This is a genomic window from Micromonospora sp. NBC_01796 (assembly GCF_035917455.1).
Lineage (GTDB): Bacteria > Actinomycetota > Actinomycetes > Mycobacteriales > Micromonosporaceae > Micromonospora_G.
The window spans coordinates 3,550,797-3,571,052 of the sequence record NZ_CP109078.1; the positions used below are offsets into that span (position 1 = coordinate 3,550,797).

Consider the following 20,256-nt stretch of genomic DNA (forward strand, 5'->3'; position numbering starts at 1 on the left):
GAGAACTCATTCCGCGCCGGCTTCGGCGTGCCCTACACAGCCTCGCTGTTCGGCGACAGCTCCGGGCTATTCCGCGACCGCTTCGGCGGCGTGCGGCAGCGGCCCGGTCGGGGTCGCGGATCGGATCGCCGCGACCCTGCGCTCGCGGGCCGGACCGGCGAGCAGGTGCCCGAGTGCGGCGGCCAGCCCGAGACCACCGGCGATGATCCAGTGCCAGTCGCCGAGGTACTGCAGGCTGACCCCGCCCACGGCCGGCGCGACGAACGCCGCCGCGGGGAAGGTCAGGTAGAACACCGACTGGTAGCGGGCCCGCAGTACGGCCGGGGCCAGTTCCGCGTTGATCTCCGCGTTCGGCGGCGCGGCCAGCATCGAGCCGACCGTCCAGATCACCGCCGCGGTCAGGTAGACCGGCAGGTGGTCGGCGAGGGCCAGCGCCCCGAACCCGACGGCGAGCAGGGCGGTCGAGACGGCCAGGACCAGGTGCTTGCGGTACCCGTCGATCAGCCGGGGCACGAACAGTTGCCCGACCACGATCAGCGCGCCGCCGAGTGCGACCACCACGCCGTACGACGCCGGACTCAGGCCGTCGGCCCGCATCGCCAGGGGCATGATGGTCGAGGTCTGCGTGGTGAGCACGGCCAGCACGAAGGTCAACCCCACGAACACCATGAACGTACGGTCGGTCAGCGCGGTGACCAGCCCGGCCTGCCGTCGCGGAATCCCACCGGCTCGTGTCCCCGGCGCGGTGGCCCGTCGGCGGGTCTCCCGGCGCAGCGTCTCCGGTACCTTCCACGCGATCAGCCCGGTGGTGATCAGCGTGGCGGCGGCGTCGACCAGGAACAGCGCCAGGAAGCTCGTCTCGGCGAGCAGTCCGGCGAGGAACGAGGCGGCGGCCATCCCCAGGTTGAAGGCCCAGAACTGGAGGTTGAACGCCCGTGACCGGCGGTCGGAGGGCACCACGTCGATGATCGCCGCGACGAACGCCGGCCCCGGCATCGAGTGCACCACCCCGATCAGCCCGGCGAGTACGGCGATCGCCGCCAGGTCGGTGGTGAACGCGAGTACGGCCATGCCGAGCGCGGCGGCCAGGTGGGACCAGACCAGGGTGGCCCGTCGTCCCCAACCGTCGGCGAGCACCCCGCCGAGCAGTACGCCCACCGCACCGCCCGCGCCGTACGCGCCGACCACCAGACCTGCCAGCCCCTCGCTGGCTCCACGGCTGTCGGTCAGGTAGAGCGACAGGAAGAGCATCGCGAACGCGCCGACCCGGTTGATCAGCAGCCCGGTCCAGAGGTACCAGTAGGTGGCGGGGAGTCCTCCGGCGGTTTCGCGCAGCCAGCTCCGCACCGCGTACCTCTTCTCGAAAGTTTCTTTCCAGTCCAGTCCGATCCTAAAAACCCCACCACCCCGAACACCACCGTGCCGAATGTCACCCGGCTCCGACGGCCGAGCGGGGGGTCAGGCGGCCTGAGAGGTGAGGACCGGGGCGGTGGCGTCGGGCTGGACGGCAGGGCGGCGGAGTTCCACCGCGCGGCGCTCGCGTACGGGTCCGGAGAGGAGGTGGGCCACGGCCAGGGCGAAGCCGATGGCGGCGCAGCCGAGCCAGAGGGTCGAGTTGCCCAGGTGCTCGCGTACGAGGCCGCCGAGGATCGGGGCACTGAACCCGGCCACCGACCAGGAGAGCGCGAAGACCCCCTGGTAACGCCCGCGTTTGCCGGGCAGGGAAAGCTCGGCGATCAGGGTGGAGTTGGACGGTGAGTTGAGCATCTCGCCGAGGGTCCAGGTCAGCACGGTGAGCGCGTAGAACCAGGCCGCGTCGGCGAAGGCGGTCAGGCCGAACCCCACCCCCATGATGATCGCGGCCAGCGCGAGTACGTGCGACCGGCTGCGACCCCGGATCAGCCGGGGGACAAAGAGCTGACCGCCGACGATCAGAATCCCGTTCAGGGCGATCACGGTCCCGTAGGTCGAGGGGGCCAGCCCGTCCTCTCCCATCGCGATCGGGAGCATCGAGATGTGCTGCACGAAGACCAGCGCGGTGAAGAGGTTGATCAGTACGAAGCCGAGGAAGACCCGGTCACCCAGGACGCTGAGCAGCCCGTCCCCGGCCCGCCCGGTACGCGTACCCGGGGTTGACGGAACGCGACCGACGGGGAGCCGGCGCGGCTCGCGGACCTTGAGGAAGATGACCAACGCGGTGGTCAGCGTGGTTGTCGCGTCGATCAGGAAGAGCAGTTCGTAACTGACCTGGGCGGCGAATCCGGCGAGGATCGCGGCGCAGGCGAAGCCCAGGTTGATGGCCCAGTAGTTGAGCGAGAAGGCGCGCAGCCGGTCCCGTTCCGGCACCACGTCGACCATCATCGCGGCGAACGCCGGCCGGGCCGACTCGGCGAACATGCCGAGCAGGAGCGCGCCGGCCGCGATCACCCAGAGTCCGCGGGCGAAGCCGAGGGCCACCATCATCGAGGCGGCGCCGATATGGGCGGTGAGCAGCGTGGGCCGCCGGCCCCACCGGTCGGCGAGGATGCCACCGCTGAGGGTCCCGACCGTCCCACCGGCCCCGTAGAGGCCGATCACCAGACCGGCTTCCACCGAGGAGAAGCCCCGCGCGGTGGTCAGGTAGATGGCGAGAAAGATCAGTACGAATGAACCGAGGCGGTTGATCAACGTACCGGTCCAGAGGTACCAGAACGTGGCGGGCAGCCCGCCGGTGGTGTTACTGACCCAGCCCCGTACCGACCGCACGTCGCCCCCCGGATGCGTAATGACCGACGTCCGGTCAATGCCTTACCAACCTAGTCGCCTTGATCACCCGGAGTCATGTTGATTTCCACGTGGCGGTCGTCACCGGCGGGTGTCGGCACGTCAGAACCGGGCCTGCGGAAGGATGTGGGGCATGACAGTTGGGACCCTCGTGCTGCTGCGGCACGGCGAGAGTGATTGGAACGCCAAGAACCTCTTCACCGGCTGGGTCGACGTGGACCTGACCGCGAAGGGTGAGGGCGAGGCGAGGCGCGGTGGCGAGCTGCTGCGCGAGCACGACCTGCTTCCCGACGTGGTGCACACCAGCGTGCTGCGTCGGGCGATCCGTACCAGCGAGTTGGCGCTGAACGCCGCCGACCGGCACTGGATCGCGGTGCGCCGGTCGTGGCGGCTCAACGAGCGGCACTACGGCGCTCTTCAGGGCAAGGACAAGAAGCAGACCCTGGCGGAGTACGGCGAAGAGCAGTTCATGCTCTGGCGCCGGTCGTACGACACGCCTCCGCCGCCGATCGACGACAACGACGAGTGGTCGCCGGCCGGTGACCCCCGTTACGCCCTGGTGCCGCCGGAGCTGATGCCCCGTACGGAGTGCCTCAAGGACGTGGTCGAGCGGATGCTGCCGTACTGGTACGACTCGATCGTGCCGGACATCCTCGCCGGTCGTACCGTCCTGGTGGCGGCGCACGGCAACTCGCTGCGGGCCCTGGTCAAGCACCTGGACCAGGTCTCCGACGAGGCGATCGCCAAGCTGAACATCCCGACCGGGATCCCGCTGCGCTACGACCTCGACCCGCAGCTTCGTCCGGTCACCTCCGGCGGCACCTACCTCGACCCGGAGGCCGCGAAGGAGGCCGCCGCCGCGGTCGCCAACCAGGGCCGCTGACCTCCGAAGCCGACAGGTACGCAGAAGGGGCCCTTCCTCGCCGTTTCAGGCGCGGGAAGGGCCCCTCTCCTACATCTTGGCGCTGGGCACGCTACTCGTCGGCGGGTCGCTCGTCCGAGAACTCGCCGGCCGTCAGCTCGTCGGCGAACTCTCCGGTCACCAGGTAGACAACCCGCTCACCGGCGTTGACCGCGTGGTCGGCGTACCGCTCGTAGAAACGCCCGAGCAGTGCCCCGTCGATCCCGGTCTCCACCCCGTACGGCCAGTCGTCGCTGAGCAGCACCGCGAACAGGTCACGGTGCAGGTCGTCCATGGCGTCGTCGTCCCGCTCCAGTTCGGCGGCGAGGTCGGCGTCGGGCTTGGAGAGGACCTGGCCGATCTTGTGGGCGATCCGGTCGGCGACGGCGGCCATGTCGGTGAAGACCCCCCGCAGCTCGGCCGGTACGGCCGGCGACGGGTGCCGGCGCAGTGCCGTCTTGGCGACGTGGTCGGCGAGGTCGCCCATTCGCTCGAGATCGGCCGCGACGTGCAGTGCGGTGATCACCGCTCGTAGGTCGGAGGCGACCGGTGCCTGACGGGCGAGCAGGTCGGCGACCCGCTCCTCCACCTGCCGGTAGATGCTGTCGATCTCGGCGTCGCGGGCGATCACGGCCTCGGCAGCCGCCCGGTCGGCGGTGAGCAGCGCCTTGGTGGCCTTGCTCATCGCCGCACGGACAGCCTCCGCCATGTCCACCAGTAGTTGGCTGACGATGTGCAGGTCGGTCCGGAACTCGTCGCGCATGATCACGTCCTGTGGTCGGTGGGCTCGCCGGTGGGCCACCGCCGCCGACGGACCCGCACGGGGTTGGGGCAGGTAACCCGCCCACCGTAGGGCGGCCGGACGGCCCGTGGGTGAACGCAGGTGAACGACGCGAGGCCGGAGCGTGAACTTTGCCATGCCCGCGCCCGAAATGTCCTGTTGTATGGGGCCACCCGGATAACAATGACCCTACGATCGCCGGGTGGAATGGGGGGTCGTAGCCGGCGTGGCCGGTGGACTGGTGATCGGGCTGATCATCGGTCCCATGCTGGTGCGCGCCATCCGGCGGGCACCGGGACACGGCGTGCGGCGACTCCCGGGCGGGGGCGACCTCACCCCAGCCGACGGGAGGCCGGCGATCGCGAAACACCAGAAGGCCGAACCGTCCGGGCTCGGCCGCAAGAGCATCGACTCCCTGCGGGTCGGCGTTGTGGTCCTGGACACCGAGGACGTACCGGTCCTGATCAACCCGGCCGCGCGGGCCATGGGCCTGCTCCGCGCCGGAGTCAGTCCCGGCACGATCGCCGCGCACCCGATCATCCGTACGCTGGCCGGCCAGGTGCGCCGGACCGGGGTACGGCGTGAGGTCGAACTCGACCTGCCGCGTGGCCGTGACGGCGGAACCCACGATCCGCTCGGTGTGCACCTGCGCGCGATGGGGATCGGCAACGGGTTCGTCGCGGTCGAGGCCGCCGACGTGACCGAGTCACACCGGGTCGCCCGGGTACGGCGGGACTTCGTGGCCAACGTCAGCCACGAACTGAAGACCCCGATCGGGGCGTTGCAACTGCTCGCCGAGGCGTTGCTCGACGCCACCGAGCCGCCCGCCGACAACGGGGGCGTCGAGCCGTCCGAGGACGTGGTGGCGGCACGGCGCTTCGCCGAGCGGATCCAGCACGAGTCGACCCGACTCGGCCGGCTGGTCAACGAGCTGCTCGAACTCACCCGGTTGCAGGGGGCGGAGCCGCTGCCGGAGCCGGAGCCGGTCGCCCTGGACTGGGTGGTGGCCGAGGTCATCGACCGGACCCGGACCACCGCCTCCGCGCGCAAGGTCGAGGTCGTGGTCGAGGGCCAGCGCGACCTGACCGTGTACGGCAGCGACAGCCAGGTCGCCACCGCCGTCGCCAACCTGGTGGAGAACGCGATCGCGTACTCCGCCGAGGAGACCAGGGTGACGGTGACCACACAGGCGGACGACGACCACGTCCAGATCTCGGTGGCCGACCAGGGCATCGGGATCGCCCCGAACGAGGTGGACCGGATCTTCGAGCGCTTCTACCGCGCCGACCAGGCCCGATCCCGGGCCACCGGCGGCACCGGGCTCGGCCTGGCGATCGTGAAACACATCGCCACCAACCATGGCGGACGGGTCGAGGTGTCAAGCACGCTAGGTGGAGGCTCGACGTTCACCCTGCGGTTGCCCGCCAGCCCGCCGGACGCTGTCCTACCGCTACCCCCGTCAATTGAGATCGATACCGGTCCGACCCAGTAACCCCAGGTCGGACAGAGGAAAGGAAAGTCCGTTGGCCCGCGTTCTCGTGGTCGAGGATGAGGAGTCGTTCTCCGACGCCCTCTCCTACATGCTGCGCAAAGAGGGTTTCGAGGTATCGGTCGCACCGACCGGTCTCTCGGCGCTCACCGAATTCGACCGCACCGGCGCGGACATCGTGTTGCTCGACCTGATGCTGCCCGAAATGTCTGGTACCGAGGTCTGTCGGGAGCTTCGCCAGCGTTCGCATGTGCCGATCATCATGGTCACCGCCCGGGACAGTGAGATCGACAAGGTGGTCGGCCTGGAGATCGGCGCCGACGACTACGTCACGAAGCCGTACTCCCCGCGTGAGCTGGTCGCCCGGATCCGGGCGGTGCTGCGGCGCAAGAGCAGCGAGACGGTGGATCTGGCCGCGCCCACCCTGGCCGCCGGCCCGGTACGGATGGACATCGAGCGGCACGTGGTGACGGTCGACGGTGGTGCCGTACAGCTTCCGCTCAAGGAGTTCGAGCTGCTCGAGCTGCTGCTGCGCAACGCCGGCCGGGTGCTGACCCGTGGACAGCTCATCGACCGCGTCTGGGGCGCCGACTACGTCGGTGACACCAAGACCCTCGACGTCCACGTCAAGCGCCTGCGCTCCAAGGTCGAACCCGAACCCAGCACCCCTCGCTACATAGTCACCGTCCGCGGCCTCGGCTACAAATTCGAACCCTAAACCCAGACCCACCCCACCCACCCCCCACCCGCCCGGACCTGGGCGTTGATCATGAAGTTAGCGACGGAAAATCGGTCCTCGGGCTGCGCTAACTTCATGATCAACGCGCGTGTCAGGGGGTGGGTGTCAGGGGGTGGGTGTCAGGGGGTGGTGGGGATGTTGGTTAGGCCGTTTAGGGCTGCTGTGACCGTGTTGGTGGTGTGGACGGTGTTGGGGTTGTTGGGGCACTTCGAGGTTGAGGTGACGTTGATGGCCCAGCGGCCCACCCCACCGAGGTTCGACGTGTTGCTTCGCCAGGTGTTGCCGCAGCCGTAGCCGGTGAGCAGGTTGTGGGTCTCGTAGCCGTTGGCGAAGGTCCCCGGTGGGCTGAACGAGCCGGTGTTCCGCTCGAAGAGGTAACCGTTGCCCTTGACGTCGACCCAGGAGTCACCGGAGTTCTGACCGGTGATGCCCCGGCCGTCGAAGGTGTTGCCCCGTACCACGCCGCCCTCGGTCCCCTCCTTGATGTCGAGGTGCTCGGCGGTCACGTACGGGCCGATCCGGTTGTCCAACACCTGCACCCGGTCCGAGCGGTCGATCCCGCCCGAGTTGCCGTGACAGTCGAAGTTCGACTGGGCCGAGCCGAGGTAGACGCCCTCGCCGTAGCCGGGCTGGACCAGGCCGGTGTACTCGACCTGCGAGTTGCGCAGGATCCCGTCCGACGACGAGCGCCGGAAGTGCACACCCTCCTCGTCGGTGTGGTGCACGTACACCCCGTCGATGGTGACGTGGTGCGAGTTGTCGAGCATGATCCCCTTCTTCGACTCCGCCACCGTGAAACCGGACAGATTCCAGTACGGGGCGTTGAAGAGCCACACGCCGTACCCGGAATCCCAGCCGGTGGTCGGTGCCGGACACGACGGGCCGCTCCCCGACGGGCCGTCGTTGATCAGTACGGCGCCGCGCGGCCCGGTCAGGGTGATCCGGGCGGACGCCGTGCCGGCCCGTTGGGCGACGAACGAGCCACGGTAGGTGCCCGCCGCCAGCCGGATGGTCTGGCCGGGCTGGGCGGCGGCCAGTGCGGACCTGAGTTCCGCCGCGGTGCTCACGTTCACCGTCGGCCCGCTGGGCGGAGGTGTGGTCGGCGGTGGTGAGGTCGGCGGGCCGGTGGTCGGCGGCGGCGTGCTCGGTGGAGGGGTCGTCGGCGGGGGCGTGGTGGTCGGGGGAGGTGGGGTTGGGCCACCGGTGCAGGGCGCGCCGTTCAGGGTGCAGTTGGTCGGGGTGGCGAGGCCGCTGACGTTGAAGCCGAAGCTCTGCGTGCCGCCGGGTGCCACGGTGCCGTTCCACCCGGCGTTGGCGAACCGGTAACGCTGCCCGGACTGGCTGCGTACGGAGTCCCAGGAGGTGCTGACGGTGGAACCGGCGGCCAGGTCGAACTCGACCACCCAGCCGTTGGCGGCGGCGTCCCCACCGTTGCGGATCGTGTACGCGGCGGCGTAGCCGCTGCCCCACGCCGAGGACTGGGTGAAGGTGGCGGTCAGTACGGGGCCGGCGGCGTGTGCGGTGGGCGTGAGGGCCAGGGTGGTGGCGACGGCGAGGGTGGCGGCGACCGATGCGCCGAGGGCCGTACGGCCGACCGGGGTGAGTGTCACAGGCAGGGCCTTCCGTCGATCGATGGGCGGAACCGCCCGGCACGGAACGACCGTGCTCGATCAGTTAGTAAACCTAACAGTTATCGACGGGGTCAAGGACGGAAGCGACGGGAAGGCCCCCGCCCCGTCCGCGAAGAGCGACAGGAGGGGGCCATCCCGATCGGAGGGATCGGCGGACGCGAGGCCCAGGTGGGACCGGCGGCCACGAGGCCGGGTGGGACCGGCGGCGGTGCTGGGGTCGGGTGGGACCGGCGGCGGTGCTGGGGTCGGGTGGGACCGGCGGCGGTGATGGGGTCGGGTGGGAACGGCGGCGGTTATGCGGCCAGGTGGGGGCGGCGGGCGGGGCGGGCCAGGGTCAGGCCGAGCAGGGCCAGGGCGGCGAGCGCCATGACCGCGATGCCGTACTCCCGGGCGGTGGTCAGGACTCCGCCGGCGTGCACGACCAGGAAGCCGGCGATCACCGCGGGCAGGCCCATGGCCAGGTACGACACCAGGTAGATCACGGAGAGCACCCCGGCGCGTTCGTGCGGCCTGGCCAGCGGGATCACGGTCCGGATCGCGCCCTGGAAGCCGGCCCCGAAGCCCGCTCCGGCCACCACGGTCCCGACGAAGAAGAGGGCTTCCGAGGTGGCGGTGATGGCGAGCAGGGTGATGCCCACCCCCACGAACAGGCCGGCGGTGCCGACGAACATCAACGTACGGGGGGAGGCGGCCCGCAGCAGCAGCACCAGGACACCGCCGCTGGCCGCGAGGGTGAACAGGGCGAGCCCGCCGAGTACGAACGAGTTGGAGCCGGCGACCAGGCGTACCACGCTCGGGCCGAGTGACCCGTAGAAGCCGGCGAGGGCCCACGCCGCTACCAGGGCCGGTACGGCCAGCAGCAGGGGGCGGCGGGCGACCGGGGGCAGGGCGAACTGGAGTCGCAGCGAGGCCAGCGCGCCGGGTCGGGGGGACGACGATTCCCGCATCAGGAGCACGCCGACGCCCTGGAGCACGAAGATGCCGAACAGCACCAGGTAGACCAGGTGGGCCGGGGCCGGCAGGTACTGGACCAGCAGTCCGGAGCCGAGGGCACCGGTGGCCGTACCGACCATGGGTCCGACCGCGTTGGTGATCGCGCCCTTGGCCTGGTTGAGGTCGAGCATGCCGGCACCGATGGCACCGGCGGCGGCGCCGGTCGAGAGGCCCTGGAGGATCCGGGCGACCATCAGTTCCGGTACGCCGTCGGCGGCGGCGAACACCAGCATGGTCGCCGCCTGGACGGCGATGGCCGCGATCAGTACCGGCCGGCGCCCGACGTGGTCCGAGAGCGAGCCGACGGTGAGCAGCGCGACCAGTACGGCCAGCGCGTACACCCCGAAGACCAGGGTCACCGTGATCGGCGAAAAGCCCCATTCGGCCTGGTAGATGGCGTAGAGCGGGGTCGGGGCGCTGGAGCCGGCGAGGAACGCCACCACGATCGAGGCGAGCAGCCAGAATCCGACGGCGGTGGGCAGCCTTCGGGACCGGGTCGGGGCACGGGTGACGGGTGGGGTGGCAAGCAGGGAGGTCATCGGGCTTCTCTCGCGGACGGGCGCGACTTCCTCGTGGACAGGCGCACGAACAGACAGGTTTGTCTAGCTCGGCCAGGCTAGACAAACCTGTCTGTCAGTGCCAAGTGATTGTCATCCACGCCACTCTGACCAGGGCGGCTGCGCCGGTCAGGGGGCGGCGGTCGGGGTGGCCGGTTTGCGGCCGATGGTGACCCGCCGGGTGGGCGGGGGCTCCGGGGTGGCGGGGTGCGGCGCCACCAGGCCCCGCTTCCCGCGCGCCTCGCACAGCTCGGCCAGCTTCGCGTACGCGGGCGCGCCGATCAACGCGGTCAGCTCGGCCGCGTACGACAGGTACATGGCCTCCTGGCCGACGTGCGCCTCCGGCGAGGAGGTGCACCACCAGTCGAGATCGTGTCCGCCAGCTCCCCAGCCCCGCCGGTCGAACTCGCTCAGCGTCGAGACCAGCAGTTTGGTGCCGTCCGGGCGCTTGGTCCAGTCCTGGTCCCGCCGGACCGGTAGCTGCCAGCAGACGTCCGGCTTGTACTCCAGCGGGTGCACCCCGTCGCGCAGCGCCTGACCGTGCAGGGCACAGCCGCCGCCACCGGCGAAGTCGGCGTCGTTGAGGAAGACGCACGGCCCCTCACCGGACGACTGGGTCGCGGTACGCCGGGCCGGCGTCTTGCCGTCGACCGTGTCCATCTCGGTGTACTTCTTGAAACCCCGCCGGTAGTGCTGCCAGGTCTGCGGGGTGAGCCGGCTGGCCGCCGCCTTCACCCGCTGCTCGTCATCGTCGTCGGTGAAGAACGCGCCGTGCGAGCAGCACCCGTCGGCGGCCCGGCCGGCGATGATGCCGTGACAGCCCTTGCCGAAGACACAGGTCCAACGGGACAGCAACCAGGTCAGGTCGGCGCGGACGAGATGCTCGGAGTCCGCGGGGTCGAGGAACTCGATCCACTCCCTGGGGAAGTCGAGGTCGACCTCCCGGCTACGGGGGTCGGTCGGATCCTGGACCAGAATGCGGAGCTGCGTACGGCCTGCCACCTGGTCAGCGTACGCCCGGTGGGTCTACCAGGCCGGGTAGCTGCCGTTTCGGGCGCGGTGCGCCGGGTGCGGGCGGAACCGGGCGACGGGCGAGTCTAGGGTTTCGGCATGCGGCTCGGAGTACTCGACGTCGGTTCCAACACGGTCCACCTCCTCGTGGTCGACGCCCACCATGGCGCCCACCCGTGGCCGGCGCACTCGGAAAAGGCCGTACTGCGCCTGGCCGAGCAGATCGGTCGCAACGGGGAGCTGACCGGAAGCGGCGAGGACGCGCTGGTGGCGTCGGTCGCCGAGGCGAAGGCGTCGGCCGCCCGGCTGACCGTCGACGACCTGCTCGCCTTCGCCACCTCGGCCGTCCGGGACGCGAAGAACGCGGCGCACGTGCTGGGCCGGGTACGGGCCGAGACCGGCGTACAGCTCGAGGTGTTGTCCGGGGCGGACGAGGCGCGGGCGACGTTCCTCGCGGTCCGTCGCTGGTTCGGCTGGTCGGCCGGCCGACTCCTGGTGCTCGACATCGGTGGCGGGTCCCTGGAGGTCGCGGCCGGCATCGACGAGGACCCGGACATCGCGCTCTCGCTGCCGCTGGGCGCCGGGCGACTGACCAGGGAGCGGCTCAGGGTCGATCCCAGCACCACCGAGCCGCCGTCGGCCCTGGCCGTGGCGGAACTCGAGGAGTACGTCGACTCGATGCTCGACCCGGTGGTGGAGCGGATGACCCAGGTCGGCTGGGAACGACCGGTGGCCACCTCGAAGACGTTCCGGATGCTCGCCCGGCTGGCCGGGGCCGCCCCCTCCAGCGCCGGTCTCTGGGCCCGGCGCAGCCTCTCCCAGCACGGCCTCCGCCAGGTGATCGGGTTCATCCGGCACATTCCGCCGAGCAAGCTCTCGGAGTTGGAGGGGGTGAGCAGCAGCCGGGCGCACCAGCTACTGGCGGGTGCGGTGGTGGCGGAGGCGGTGATGCGGCGGCTGGGCATCGAGTCGCTGGACATCTGCCCGTGGGCACTGCGTGAAGGGGTCATCCTGCGCCGGTTGGACCAACTCGAACCCGCATGACCTGACCTGCGGATACGGGCGGTTTAGGGCATCTTGTCGGTGGCGCTCGTGCCGCTGAGAGCTACGCTGACAACCGTGGCGACCCCTGTGCTCCTGTCCAGTTCCTCGGTCTTCCCCGAGCCGACGGCGGCGGCTTTCGAACTCGCCGCCGCCCTCGGGTACGACGGTGTCGAGGTCATGGTCTGGACCGATGCGGTGAGTCAGGACGGCGGTGCCCTGCGTGGTCTGGCCGAGCACTACGGCGTACCGGTGCTCTCGGTGCACGCCCCGTGCCTGCTGGTGACCCAGCGGGTGTGGAGCAACGATCCGGGACAGCGACTGCGCCGGGCGGTGGAGCTGGCCGAGACGCTCGGGGCGCCGACCGTGGTGGTGCACCCGCCCTTCACCTGGCAGCGCGACTACGCCCGCTCCTTCGGCCCGATCCTCGACGGACTGGCCGAGGACCACCCGGCGGTGCAGGTCGCGGTGGAGAACATGTACCCGGTCCGGATGGCCGGACGGGAGTTCGTCCCGTACGTGCCGAGCTGGAACCCGACCGACACCGGGTATGACGCGTACACCCTCGACCTGTCGCACTGTGCCGCCTCGCACACCGACTCGCTCGAGATGGCCGACATGATGGGGGCGAAGCTCGCCCACGTCCACCTCGGTGACGGCACCGGCGAGGGGCGCGACGAGCACCTGGTGCCCGGCCGGGGCAACCAGCCGTGCGCCGAACTGCTCGCCTCGCTGGCCGGTCGCGGGTTCACCGGCGCGATCGCGGTCGAGGTGTCGACCCGGGGCGCCAAGAGCCGCGCCGCCCGCGAGGCGGACCTCGGCGCGGCGCTGACCTTCGCCCGCGAACACCTGGCCACCGCCCCCACCCTCAAGCATTAACCGAGGTAGAAACTTCGGTTGGGGTGGGGGCCGGGCTCTCAGACCTTGGTGAGGGTCGGTGCGGGGAGGGTGGACTTGGGGACGCTCGGCTTGGGTACGGCCGCCGCCTGCACCGCCCCCTGGACCGCGGCCCGCTTCCGGGCCCGGTGGGCGGCGACGTGCGAGCGGGTGGCGCAGCGCTCCGAGCAGAACCGGCGGCAACAGTTGGACGAGGTGTCCAGGTAGACGTTGCCGCAGCGGTCGTCGGCACAGACGCCGAACCGGGCGCTGCCGTACTCGCAGAGCCAGACCGAAAGACCCCAGACCGCGCCGGCCAGATACTCCGCGCTGACCGAGGCGCCCCGGCTGGTCACGTGCATGTGCCAGTCGCTGGATCCGTGACCGGAAATGCGGGGCTGCACGGGAAAGGTCTCGAGTAGCGAGTTCAGTTCGGTCACCGCGGCCGCGTCGCGGCCGGAGGTGCCGAATTCGAAGACGTCACGCAGACGCTTCTGTGCGCGGCGGAATATCGCCACGTCGCGTTCGGCCACCTCATCGCGCATCCAGAGGTTTTCGTCGGCGAAGAGCGCCTTCAGGTCGTCGAGGTCGTCCAGGCGCGCGTTGACAAGGTCAACTCCGGTCCGGGCGTACGCGTCGAAGTTCACCCGACAACCGTAGACGATTCGCGGCCGAAGTGGCGCGTGACCGTAGTGCCGTAGAAGCCGGGCGTGTATCAGTGATAAGGCTTTCACTTTGTGATTGCCCGACCCGCGCCGGACCCAGTGGCTGATGACATACTCCGTCATCCGTGGTGACGAATCGAGAAATGCCGGCAACAGCTAAGGGTGTTCCGGAAAAAGTTCTCATGGCCCCGGCGAGTGGTCCGTTGGGTGAAAGTCGCAACTTCCACGTAACCCTCGCCGGCCGGTCGGGAACCGCCCGAGCCCGGGTCCGGCGGATCGGACCTGCCCGCTGCCCGGTTCCGGCCCGACGGCGGGCGTTACGCTCCCAGCATGCGCTCGGTCATCCTCGCCGCCTCCCGGTCATCCCGGGTCGAGCGGCTCGTCGAGACGGCCCCGTACACCCGGGACGTCGTACGCCGATTCGTCGCCGGCACCGCCACCGACGACGCACTCCGTGCCACCCGTGAACTCGTCGGCAGCGGGCTGGCGGTGACCCTCGATTACCTCGGGGAGGACACCGTGACCCCCGAGCAGGCCACCGCGGTCCGGGAGGAGTACCTCACCCTGCTGACCGTGCTCGCCGGGGCCGACCTGACCCCGGCCGCCGAGGTCAGCGTCAAACTCTCCGCCCTCGGGCAGAAGTTCGACGAGAAGCTCGCCTACGACAACGTACGGGCGATCTGTACCGCCGCCGCGGCTGCCGGCACCACGGTGACCCTCGACATGGAGGACCACACCACCACCGACTCGACGCTGGACATCCTGGCGCGGCTGCGCAAGGACTTCCCGTCGACCGGTGCGGTGCTCCAGGCGTACCTGCGGCGGACCGAGGCGGACTGCCGGGAACTGGCCACCGCCGGGTCCCGGGTACGGCTCTGCAAGGGGGCGTACAAGGAGCCGGAGTCGGTGGCGTACCAGTCGGCGCGCGACGTCGACAAGTCGTACGTCCGCTGCCTCAACATCCTGCTCTCCGGTGACGGCTACCCGATGCTCGCCACCCACGACCCGCGCCTGATCGCGATCGGCCAGGACCGGGCCCGGTGGTTCGACCGTTCGCCGGACGAGTTCGAGTTCCAGATGCTCTACGGCATCCGACCGGAGGAGCAGATCCGGCTGGCCGGCGAGGGGCACACGGTCCGGACCTACCTGCCCTACGGCAGCGACTGGTACGGCTACCTGATGCGCCGGCTCGCCGAACGCCCGGCGAACCTGGTCTTCTTCGCCCGCGCCCTGCTCTCCCGGAGCTGATCCGGAGTCCCCACGCCGGGTCGTGCCTCCACAGGGGAGGGTGGAGGCTGGTGCGTACGGATGATTGCCGTACGGGGGATATGCGGGCATCCGGCGTACAGGGGGATGTCGTACTCTCCCGTGGGTGATCGACGGGGTGGACACGCGGCCGGTGCGCCGGTGGCGGTGGCCGTTGTGGGTGGCTCTCGGTGTCGTCGGGGTGCTGCTGTTCTGCGGGGTGCCGGTCGGGTTGACGGCGGTGCTGATCGCCCGGATGCCGGACCCGGCGAGCCTGCCCGACACGGCCGCCAGCGCGACGCCGGCGGTCAGCCCCGAGCCGGGCGATCCGGTGGAGGTCACCGCGGCCTGGCTCGGTGAGCGAATCGACGCCCTCCTGGACCAGCAGGCGCAGGCGCTGCTGCGCGGCGACGAGCAGGGCTTCCTCGCGGTGGCCGATCCGGCGTCACCGGCTGCCGCCGACCTGAAGCGACAGTTCCGGGTGCTCCGGTCGATGAAGGTCGCCGCCTGGCATCCGTCGCTCAACGGCCGGCCGACCCGGATGAACAGCAACACCAGCGAGTGGCGGGTCCTGGTCACCATCGGACACTGCTTCGTCCTGACGGACTGCCGTACCGGTCCGGTGACGATCGGCACCCGGTGGGACGACGTCCGCCCGCAGCCGCGCCTGATCGCCATCGAGCCGTCCATGTCCGGGACGGACGGACCGAGGCCGTGGGAGGTCAGCGACCTCGCGGTCGGCATCGGCGCCCGGACCCTGGTCGCGGTCCCGCAGACGGTACGCGACAAGCTCCCCGACCTGCTCAAGGCGGCCGAGCAGGCGGCCGTGGTGGCCGACCGGTACGCCGTCGGCGGCACCCGCCCGGACGTCTACCGGATCTTCTACGCCCCCGGTGCCGAGTGGAAACTCTGGTACGGGGGCGGCCGACCGGCCTGGACCGGCGGGTACGCGGTCGGTATCGGTGGCGACCGGTTCGACGTGGTGCTCAACGGCGACGGGCTGCACCGTACGGCCGTCGACGACCTGCTGCGGCACGAGATGACGCATGCCGCCTCGCTGCCCGGCCGGGGTTACGCCAGCAGCGAGAACTGGTGGCTGGTCGAGGGGATCGCCGAGTACGCCGGTGCCGGTGGCCGCCCGGTGGCCCAGTACGAGGGACTCGCCGACGTGACCCGGCTGCTCGCCGCCGGCGGCGGCTGGAACGGCAAGCTCGAATCGGTCGAGCCGGCCGACAGCGCGGAGGACTGGCGGGTCTCGGGCAGCTACGGGGTCGGTTACCTGGCCGTCCGCTACCTGGTGGATCGGTTCGGCGAGGAGGACCTGCTGGCCTTCTACCGGTTGGTGGTGCACGAGGGGCGCTCGGTGGGGGACGCCGCCCAACAGGCGTTCGGCGTGGACTGGAGCGCCCTGCACAACGAGTGCGTGGGGTACGCCCGCAGCGTCGCCCGCTGACCGACGAGAGCGGCCGGCTGTACGGCCGGGGGTGGGTGCACCGCGCGTCGCGGTGCTCGTACCAGGGGTGTTGCTCGTAGCATGAGGCCGTGAGTCGCGTTCCGTCGCCGCCCGTGTACGCAGCGTCGCGGCCCCTCCTGCCTGCCCTTGTTGTCGGCTCGGTTGTCCTGGTAAGCCTGGGCGCTGCCGCGTGCGGCGACGAGCCCACCCCGGTCACCCTCGCCAGCGCGTCGCGGGCCAGCGTCGCCGAACTGGTCGACGCCCCGGCCAGCGTCACCGCCCGTGCGGTGGCGACCCTCAGCGCGCCCGCCGACGGCGTCCTGACCGACCTGCGGGTCGACCCCGGCGACACCGTCACCGCCGGCCAGATCCTCGCCGTGGTCGACTCCCCGGTGGCCCGGAGTCGGCTCGAACAGGCCGGGCAGGCACTCGACGCGGCCAAGCGGGCGGGCCGGGGCGCCGGTGGCATCCGGCGCGCCGACCTGAAGCGGAACCAACGCGCCACCGACGAGGCTGCCGCCCGCGCGTTCGCCACCGCCCGGGACGCCGCCGGGAAGATCACCGAACCCGGACTCCGGGACGCCCAACTCGCCCAGGTCCGGGCCGCCGAACAGCAGTACAAAACCGCCGCCCGCGCCGCCGACCAGGCCGTACGGGCCGCACAGCGCGGCGTTGCCCAACTCGGTGCGGCGGTCGGCGCACTCGGCACCGCCCAGCGGATCCAGGCCCAGCAGGCGTACGACCTGGCGAAGTCGACCGTGGACGCGCTCACCCTGCGGGCGCCGGTCGGCGGAGTGGTCCAGTTGGGCGGCACCGCCGACGACACCGGTCCGGCCGACGCGCTCACCGGACTGCTCGGGGCCGCCGGCATCACCGGGGGAGCGGGCGGCGCCGGGGGAGCGGGTGCGACCCGGAGCCTCGGGCCACTGGCCAACCCGGCGGTGCCCGGCGTCGACGGAGCCGTACCGGTGGGCGGGCTGGTCAGCGCCGGAACACCGATCATGACCGTGGTGGACCTCGCCCAACTGGGACTGGTCGCCGAGGTGGACGAGACCGACATACTGCTGGTCGCGCCCGGACTCGCGGCGACCGTCGAGTTCGACGCCGCCACCGGCGCCACGTACGACGCCCGGGTGCACGCCGTCGACGTACTGCCGGCGGCCGGGGCGGGGGCCGGGGTCAGCTACCGGGTCCGGCTCGCCCTCGCCGACGGGCGGTACCCCGACGGGCGCCCCGCCCCCGCACCGCGCCCCGGCATGAGCGCCGTCGCCCACCTGCGGGTACGCCAGGCCGACGACGCGGTGACCGTGCCGGCCGCGGCGGTCTTCTCCACCGAGGGGCGGGACAACGTGTGGCTGGTCCGGTCCGGTCGAGCGGAACGGGTGCCGGTGACCGTGGGTGTCGAGGGGGCCGAACTGGTGCAGATCCTCGACGGGGTGCAGCCGGGACAGCAGCTCGTCGTACGCGGCACCGACCGGGTCCGTACCGGACAGCAGGTCCCTTGACCGGGACCGGTTCCACGGTCGGGTACCCGGTCGAAGCCGCGGTCGAGGCGATCGACGTGACCCGGACGTACGACCTGGGTGGGGGCGAGGTGGCGGCGCTGCGCGGGGTGTCGCTGCGGATCGCGCCCGGCGACCACGTCGCGATCGTCGGCCCGTCCGGGTCCGGCAAGTCGACCCTGATGCACCTGCTCGGCGGCCTGGACCGGCCGACCGGCGGACTGTTGCGCATCGGCGGGCGGGACGTCGGCACCCTGAGCGCCCCCGAACTGGCCGACCTGCGCAACCGGACCATCGGTTTCGTGTTCCAGTCGTTCCACCTGCTGCCCCGGACCAGCGCGGTGGACAACGTCGCGCTGCCCCTGGTGTACCGGGGACTCGGTGCCCGGCAGCGACGCCTGCTGGCCACCGAAACCCTGGTACGGGTCGGCCTCGGCCACCGGCTCGGGCACCGGCCGAACCAGCTCTCCGGCGGCGAGCAGCAGCGGGTGGCGATCGCGCGGGCGCTGGTCACCGAGCCGGCCGTACTGCTGGCCGACGAGCCGACCGGCAACCTGGACAGTGCCACCGGTGAGTCCGTACTCGCCCTGCTGGAGGAGTTGAACGCGGAACGCGGGGTGGCGGTCGTACTGGTCACCCACGACCGGCAACTGGCCGCCCGTACGCGGCGACAGATCATCATCCGGGACGGGCGGATCGTCGAGGACGAGCCCGCGCCGGTCGGGCCGGTTTCCTCACCTGAGATAGTGGACGCCGCTCCCAGCGCGGAGCCCCGGTTCGCGTCCGGAAGCGAGTCGGGGCACCCGTCCGGTGGCTCCGGTGGCGCCGCCGGAGCCACCGGGCGCCTTCGCCCCGCGCATCCCCTCCCCACGCCCCGCCGAGGCGGGACCACGTGAACCGGCTTCTCCGGCTTCACCTGAACCGACCGGACCCGGTGGATCGTGCGGCTGGCTGAGGGCTGGCGGGTGGCACGGGACGCGTTGCGGGCCAACCGGATGCGCAGCGCGTTGACCATGCTCGGCGTGATCATCGGCGTGGCCGCGGTGGTGGTGCTGGTGGCCATCGGCACCGGCGCCAAGCGGGAGGTCGAGCAGCAGGTCGAGGGGCTCGGCTCGAACCTGCTCGTGGTGGTGCCGGGCCGGCTCGACTTCGGTGCCGCGCCGGCGGTGTCCCGGCTCGACCTGTCGGACGTCGAGGCGGTCTCCCGGGTGGTCGGTGACGCTGGTCAGGTCACCGCGACGGTCGCCTCCGGCGAGACCGTACGGGTCGGCACCCGTTCGGTGTTCAGCACCGTGCAGGGCGTACTGGAGACGACCCAGGAGGTCTTCGTCCGCGATCTCGACCGGGGCGCGTACCTCGGTTCGTCCGATGTGGACACCGCTCGCCGGGTGGCGGTGCTCGGATCGCGGGTGGCCGGCACGCTCTTCGGCGACCGGGACCCGATCGGCCAGCAGGTCTCGATCGCCTCGGTACGGTTCCGCGTGATCGGGACCTTCGCACCGCTGGGGCAGAGTCTCGGCGTGGACCGGGACGACGAGGTGCACGTACCGATCACCGCCGCGCACCGGCTCTACGGTACGACGCGGATCGACGGGATCGCCGTGAAAGCGCCGGACCGGGAGCGGATCGGCGAACTGGGCAACCGGATCGTGGGCGAGTTGACCACCCGGCACCCGGACACCGAGTTCAGCGCGGTGACCCAGGAGCAGATCCTCGGCGTCCTCGGCGACATCCTCGGTGTGCTGACCGGGGTCCTCACCGCCATCGCCGGCATCTCACTGCTGGTCGGCGGGGTCGGCGTCTCCAACATCATGCTGGTCTCCGTACGCGAACGGACCCGGGAGATCGGCCTGCGCAAGGCGGTCGGCGCCCGGCCCCGGGACATCGGTCTGCAGTTCCTCCTGGAGGCGGTGCTGCTGACCGCGCTCGGCGGGGTGACCGGGATGGGCCTCGGTATCGGCGGGGCGCTGCTGGTGGCCGGACTCACCCCGGTGCCGGCGACGGTCACCGGTTGGTCGCTGGCGTTGGCCTTCGGGGTCTCGGCGGTGGTGGGCATCGTCTTCGGGGTGCTGCCGGCCCGTCGAGCCGGACGGCTGGATCCGGTGATCGCGCTGCGGGCGGAGTAGTTCTGTCCCCTACCGGGTGGAATATGCCTGCTGAGAACGGTGTGGCGGCTTGACTACCTATGATCAACAGCGTGAAGGGATCGCGCAGGTCACAGCCGTCCCGCTACCGTACTGGTAACACGCGCGTTGCCCGCCGTGGCGCGGGAGCAGCCCGCCCGGGGGCACGCGCCGGGGAATGGAATGGGTCGGTGAGCCATGACGGGATCACCACAGTCCGACGCTCGGTTGTCGGAGGTCAGGTTCCTGACCGTCGCCGAGGTGGCGACTCTGATGCGGGTTTCCAAGATGACCGTCTACCGGCTCGTGCACTCCGGTGAACTCACCGCGGTGCGGGTCGGCCGGTCGTTCCGGGTGCCCGAGCACGCGGTGCACGAGTACCTGCGCGGCGCGTTTCAAGAAACGGCCTGATCCCGCCCGCGGCGCCCTCCGGCGCCGGGGCGGTGCAGGCCGGGGTGGTCGTGGCCGGGGCCGTGACGGCTGTGC

18 protein-coding genes are annotated in these 20,256 nt (G+C 71.1%); 11 read left to right on the plus strand and 7 right to left on the minus strand.

Features of this window, described 5'->3' with window-relative positions; all coding sequences use genetic code 11:
* Nucleotides 1–66: 66 nt before the first annotated feature.
* Both OIE47_RS16440 and OIE47_RS16445 read right to left on the minus strand, forming a co-directional pair.
* A complete protein-coding gene (locus OIE47_RS16440) occupies nucleotides 67–1,347 on the minus strand; it encodes an MFS transporter (RefSeq protein ID WP_326562364.1) in 1,281 nt (426 codons plus the stop codon).
* Nucleotides 1,348–1,458: 111 nt separating this feature from the next.
* Nucleotides 1,459–2,745 carry an MDR family MFS transporter gene (locus OIE47_RS16445; RefSeq protein WP_326562365.1) on the minus strand — a complete coding sequence of 429 codons (1,287 nt, stop codon included), beginning with the start codon at nucleotides 2,743–2,745 and terminating at the stop codon, nucleotides 1,459–1,461.
* Between the two features lie 142 nt (nucleotides 2,746–2,887).
* On the opposite strand from OIE47_RS16445, the gene OIE47_RS16450 reads away from it, so the two are divergent.
* Complete coding sequence (locus OIE47_RS16450) at nucleotides 2,888–3,646, plus strand: phosphoglyceromutase (protein WP_442792162.1); 759 nt, start codon at nucleotides 2,888–2,890, stop codon at nucleotides 3,644–3,646.
* 91 nt (nucleotides 3,647–3,737) lie between these two features.
* Here OIE47_RS16450 and phoU read toward each other — a convergent pair whose 3' ends face one another.
* Nucleotides 3,738–4,427, minus strand: a complete 690-nt coding sequence (gene phoU / locus OIE47_RS16455; protein ID WP_326562367.1) for a phosphate signaling complex protein PhoU — start codon at nucleotides 4,425–4,427, stop codon at nucleotides 3,738–3,740.
* Between the two features lie 283 nt (nucleotides 4,428–4,710).
* Between phoU and OIE47_RS16460 the strand changes: the two genes are divergently transcribed.
* Both OIE47_RS16460 and OIE47_RS16465 read left to right on the plus strand, forming a co-directional pair.
* The gene (locus OIE47_RS16460; protein ID WP_442792163.1) at nucleotides 4,711–5,937 is read left to right on the plus strand and encodes a sensor histidine kinase; all 1,227 of its coding nucleotides are present in this window, start codon (nucleotides 4,711–4,713) and stop codon (nucleotides 5,935–5,937) included.
* Nucleotides 5,938–5,968: 31 nt separating this feature from the next.
* On the plus strand, nucleotides 5,969–6,652 hold the full coding sequence (locus tag OIE47_RS16465; RefSeq protein ID WP_326562369.1) for a response regulator transcription factor: 684 nt from the start codon (nucleotides 5,969–5,971) through the stop codon (nucleotides 6,650–6,652).
* A 140-nt stretch (nucleotides 6,653–6,792) separates the two neighbouring features.
* On the opposite strand, the gene OIE47_RS16470 is transcribed toward OIE47_RS16465, so the two are convergent.
* From OIE47_RS16470 to OIE47_RS16480, 3 genes are all read right to left on the minus strand, one after another.
* Nucleotides 6,793–8,283: a cellulose binding domain-containing protein gene (locus OIE47_RS16470; protein WP_442792106.1), complete on the minus strand. Its 1,491-nt coding sequence runs from the start codon at nucleotides 8,281–8,283 to the stop codon at nucleotides 6,793–6,795.
* Between the two features lie 314 nt (nucleotides 8,284–8,597).
* Nucleotides 8,598–9,836, minus strand: a complete 1,239-nt coding sequence (locus tag OIE47_RS16475; protein ID WP_326562370.1) for an MFS transporter — start codon at nucleotides 9,834–9,836, stop codon at nucleotides 8,598–8,600.
* Nucleotides 9,837–9,983: 147 nt separating this feature from the next.
* Nucleotides 9,984–10,832 carry a hypothetical protein gene (locus OIE47_RS16480; protein ID WP_442792164.1) on the minus strand — a complete coding sequence of 283 codons (849 nt, stop codon included), beginning with the start codon at nucleotides 10,830–10,832 and terminating at the stop codon, nucleotides 9,984–9,986.
* Between the two features lie 132 nt (nucleotides 10,833–10,964).
* Here OIE47_RS16480 and OIE47_RS16485 point away from each other — a divergent pair, with 132 nt between their 5' ends.
* Together OIE47_RS16485 and OIE47_RS16490 are read left to right on the plus strand one after the other, a co-directional pair.
* Complete coding sequence (locus OIE47_RS16485) at nucleotides 10,965–11,909, plus strand: Ppx/GppA phosphatase family protein (RefSeq protein WP_326562372.1); 945 nt, start codon at nucleotides 10,965–10,967, stop codon at nucleotides 11,907–11,909.
* A 54-nt stretch (nucleotides 11,910–11,963) separates the two neighbouring features.
* Nucleotides 11,964–12,785, plus strand: coding sequence for a sugar phosphate isomerase/epimerase family protein (locus tag OIE47_RS16490; RefSeq protein ID WP_442792165.1), 822 nt, complete (start codon nucleotides 11,964–11,966; stop codon nucleotides 12,783–12,785).
* 38 nt (nucleotides 12,786–12,823) lie between these two features.
* Here OIE47_RS16490 and OIE47_RS16495 read toward each other — a convergent pair whose 3' ends face one another.
* The gene (locus OIE47_RS16495; protein ID WP_326562374.1) at nucleotides 12,824–13,429 is read right to left on the minus strand and encodes a CGNR zinc finger domain-containing protein; all 606 of its coding nucleotides are present in this window, start codon (nucleotides 13,427–13,429) and stop codon (nucleotides 12,824–12,826) included.
* A 348-nt stretch (nucleotides 13,430–13,777) separates the two neighbouring features.
* Here OIE47_RS16495 and OIE47_RS16500 point away from each other — a divergent pair, with 348 nt between their 5' ends.
* The 6 genes from OIE47_RS16500 (at nucleotide 13,778) to OIE47_RS16525 (ending at nucleotide 20,181) form a co-directional block, all read left to right on the plus strand.
* Nucleotides 13,778–14,695: a proline dehydrogenase family protein gene (locus OIE47_RS16500; protein WP_326562375.1), complete on the plus strand. Its 918-nt coding sequence runs from the start codon at nucleotides 13,778–13,780 to the stop codon at nucleotides 14,693–14,695.
* A 124-nt stretch (nucleotides 14,696–14,819) separates the two neighbouring features.
* The gene (locus OIE47_RS16505; RefSeq protein ID WP_326562376.1) at nucleotides 14,820–16,145 is read left to right on the plus strand and encodes a hypothetical protein; all 1,326 of its coding nucleotides are present in this window, start codon (nucleotides 14,820–14,822) and stop codon (nucleotides 16,143–16,145) included.
* A gap of 89 nt (nucleotides 16,146–16,234) precedes the next feature.
* Complete coding sequence (locus tag OIE47_RS16510; RefSeq protein ID WP_326562377.1) at nucleotides 16,235–17,650, plus strand: efflux RND transporter periplasmic adaptor subunit; 1,416 nt, start codon at nucleotides 16,235–16,237, stop codon at nucleotides 17,648–17,650.
* Nucleotides 17,647–18,543 (plus strand): ABC transporter ATP-binding protein, encoded by an 897-nt coding sequence (locus tag OIE47_RS16515; RefSeq protein WP_326562378.1) that lies wholly within the window; start codon nucleotides 17,647–17,649, stop codon nucleotides 18,541–18,543. The genes OIE47_RS16510 and OIE47_RS16515 overlap by 4 nt, the downstream gene beginning before the upstream one ends.
* Before the next feature lie 45 nt (nucleotides 18,544–18,588).
* Nucleotides 18,589–19,773 carry an ABC transporter permease gene (locus OIE47_RS16520; protein WP_326562379.1) on the plus strand — a complete coding sequence of 395 codons (1,185 nt, stop codon included), beginning with the start codon at nucleotides 18,589–18,591 and terminating at the stop codon, nucleotides 19,771–19,773.
* Nucleotides 19,774–19,968: 195 nt separating this feature from the next.
* A complete protein-coding gene (locus OIE47_RS16525) occupies nucleotides 19,969–20,181 on the plus strand; it encodes a helix-turn-helix domain-containing protein (RefSeq protein WP_121157347.1) in 213 nt (70 codons plus the stop codon).
* The last annotated feature ends 75 nt before the right edge of the window (nucleotides 20,182–20,256 follow it).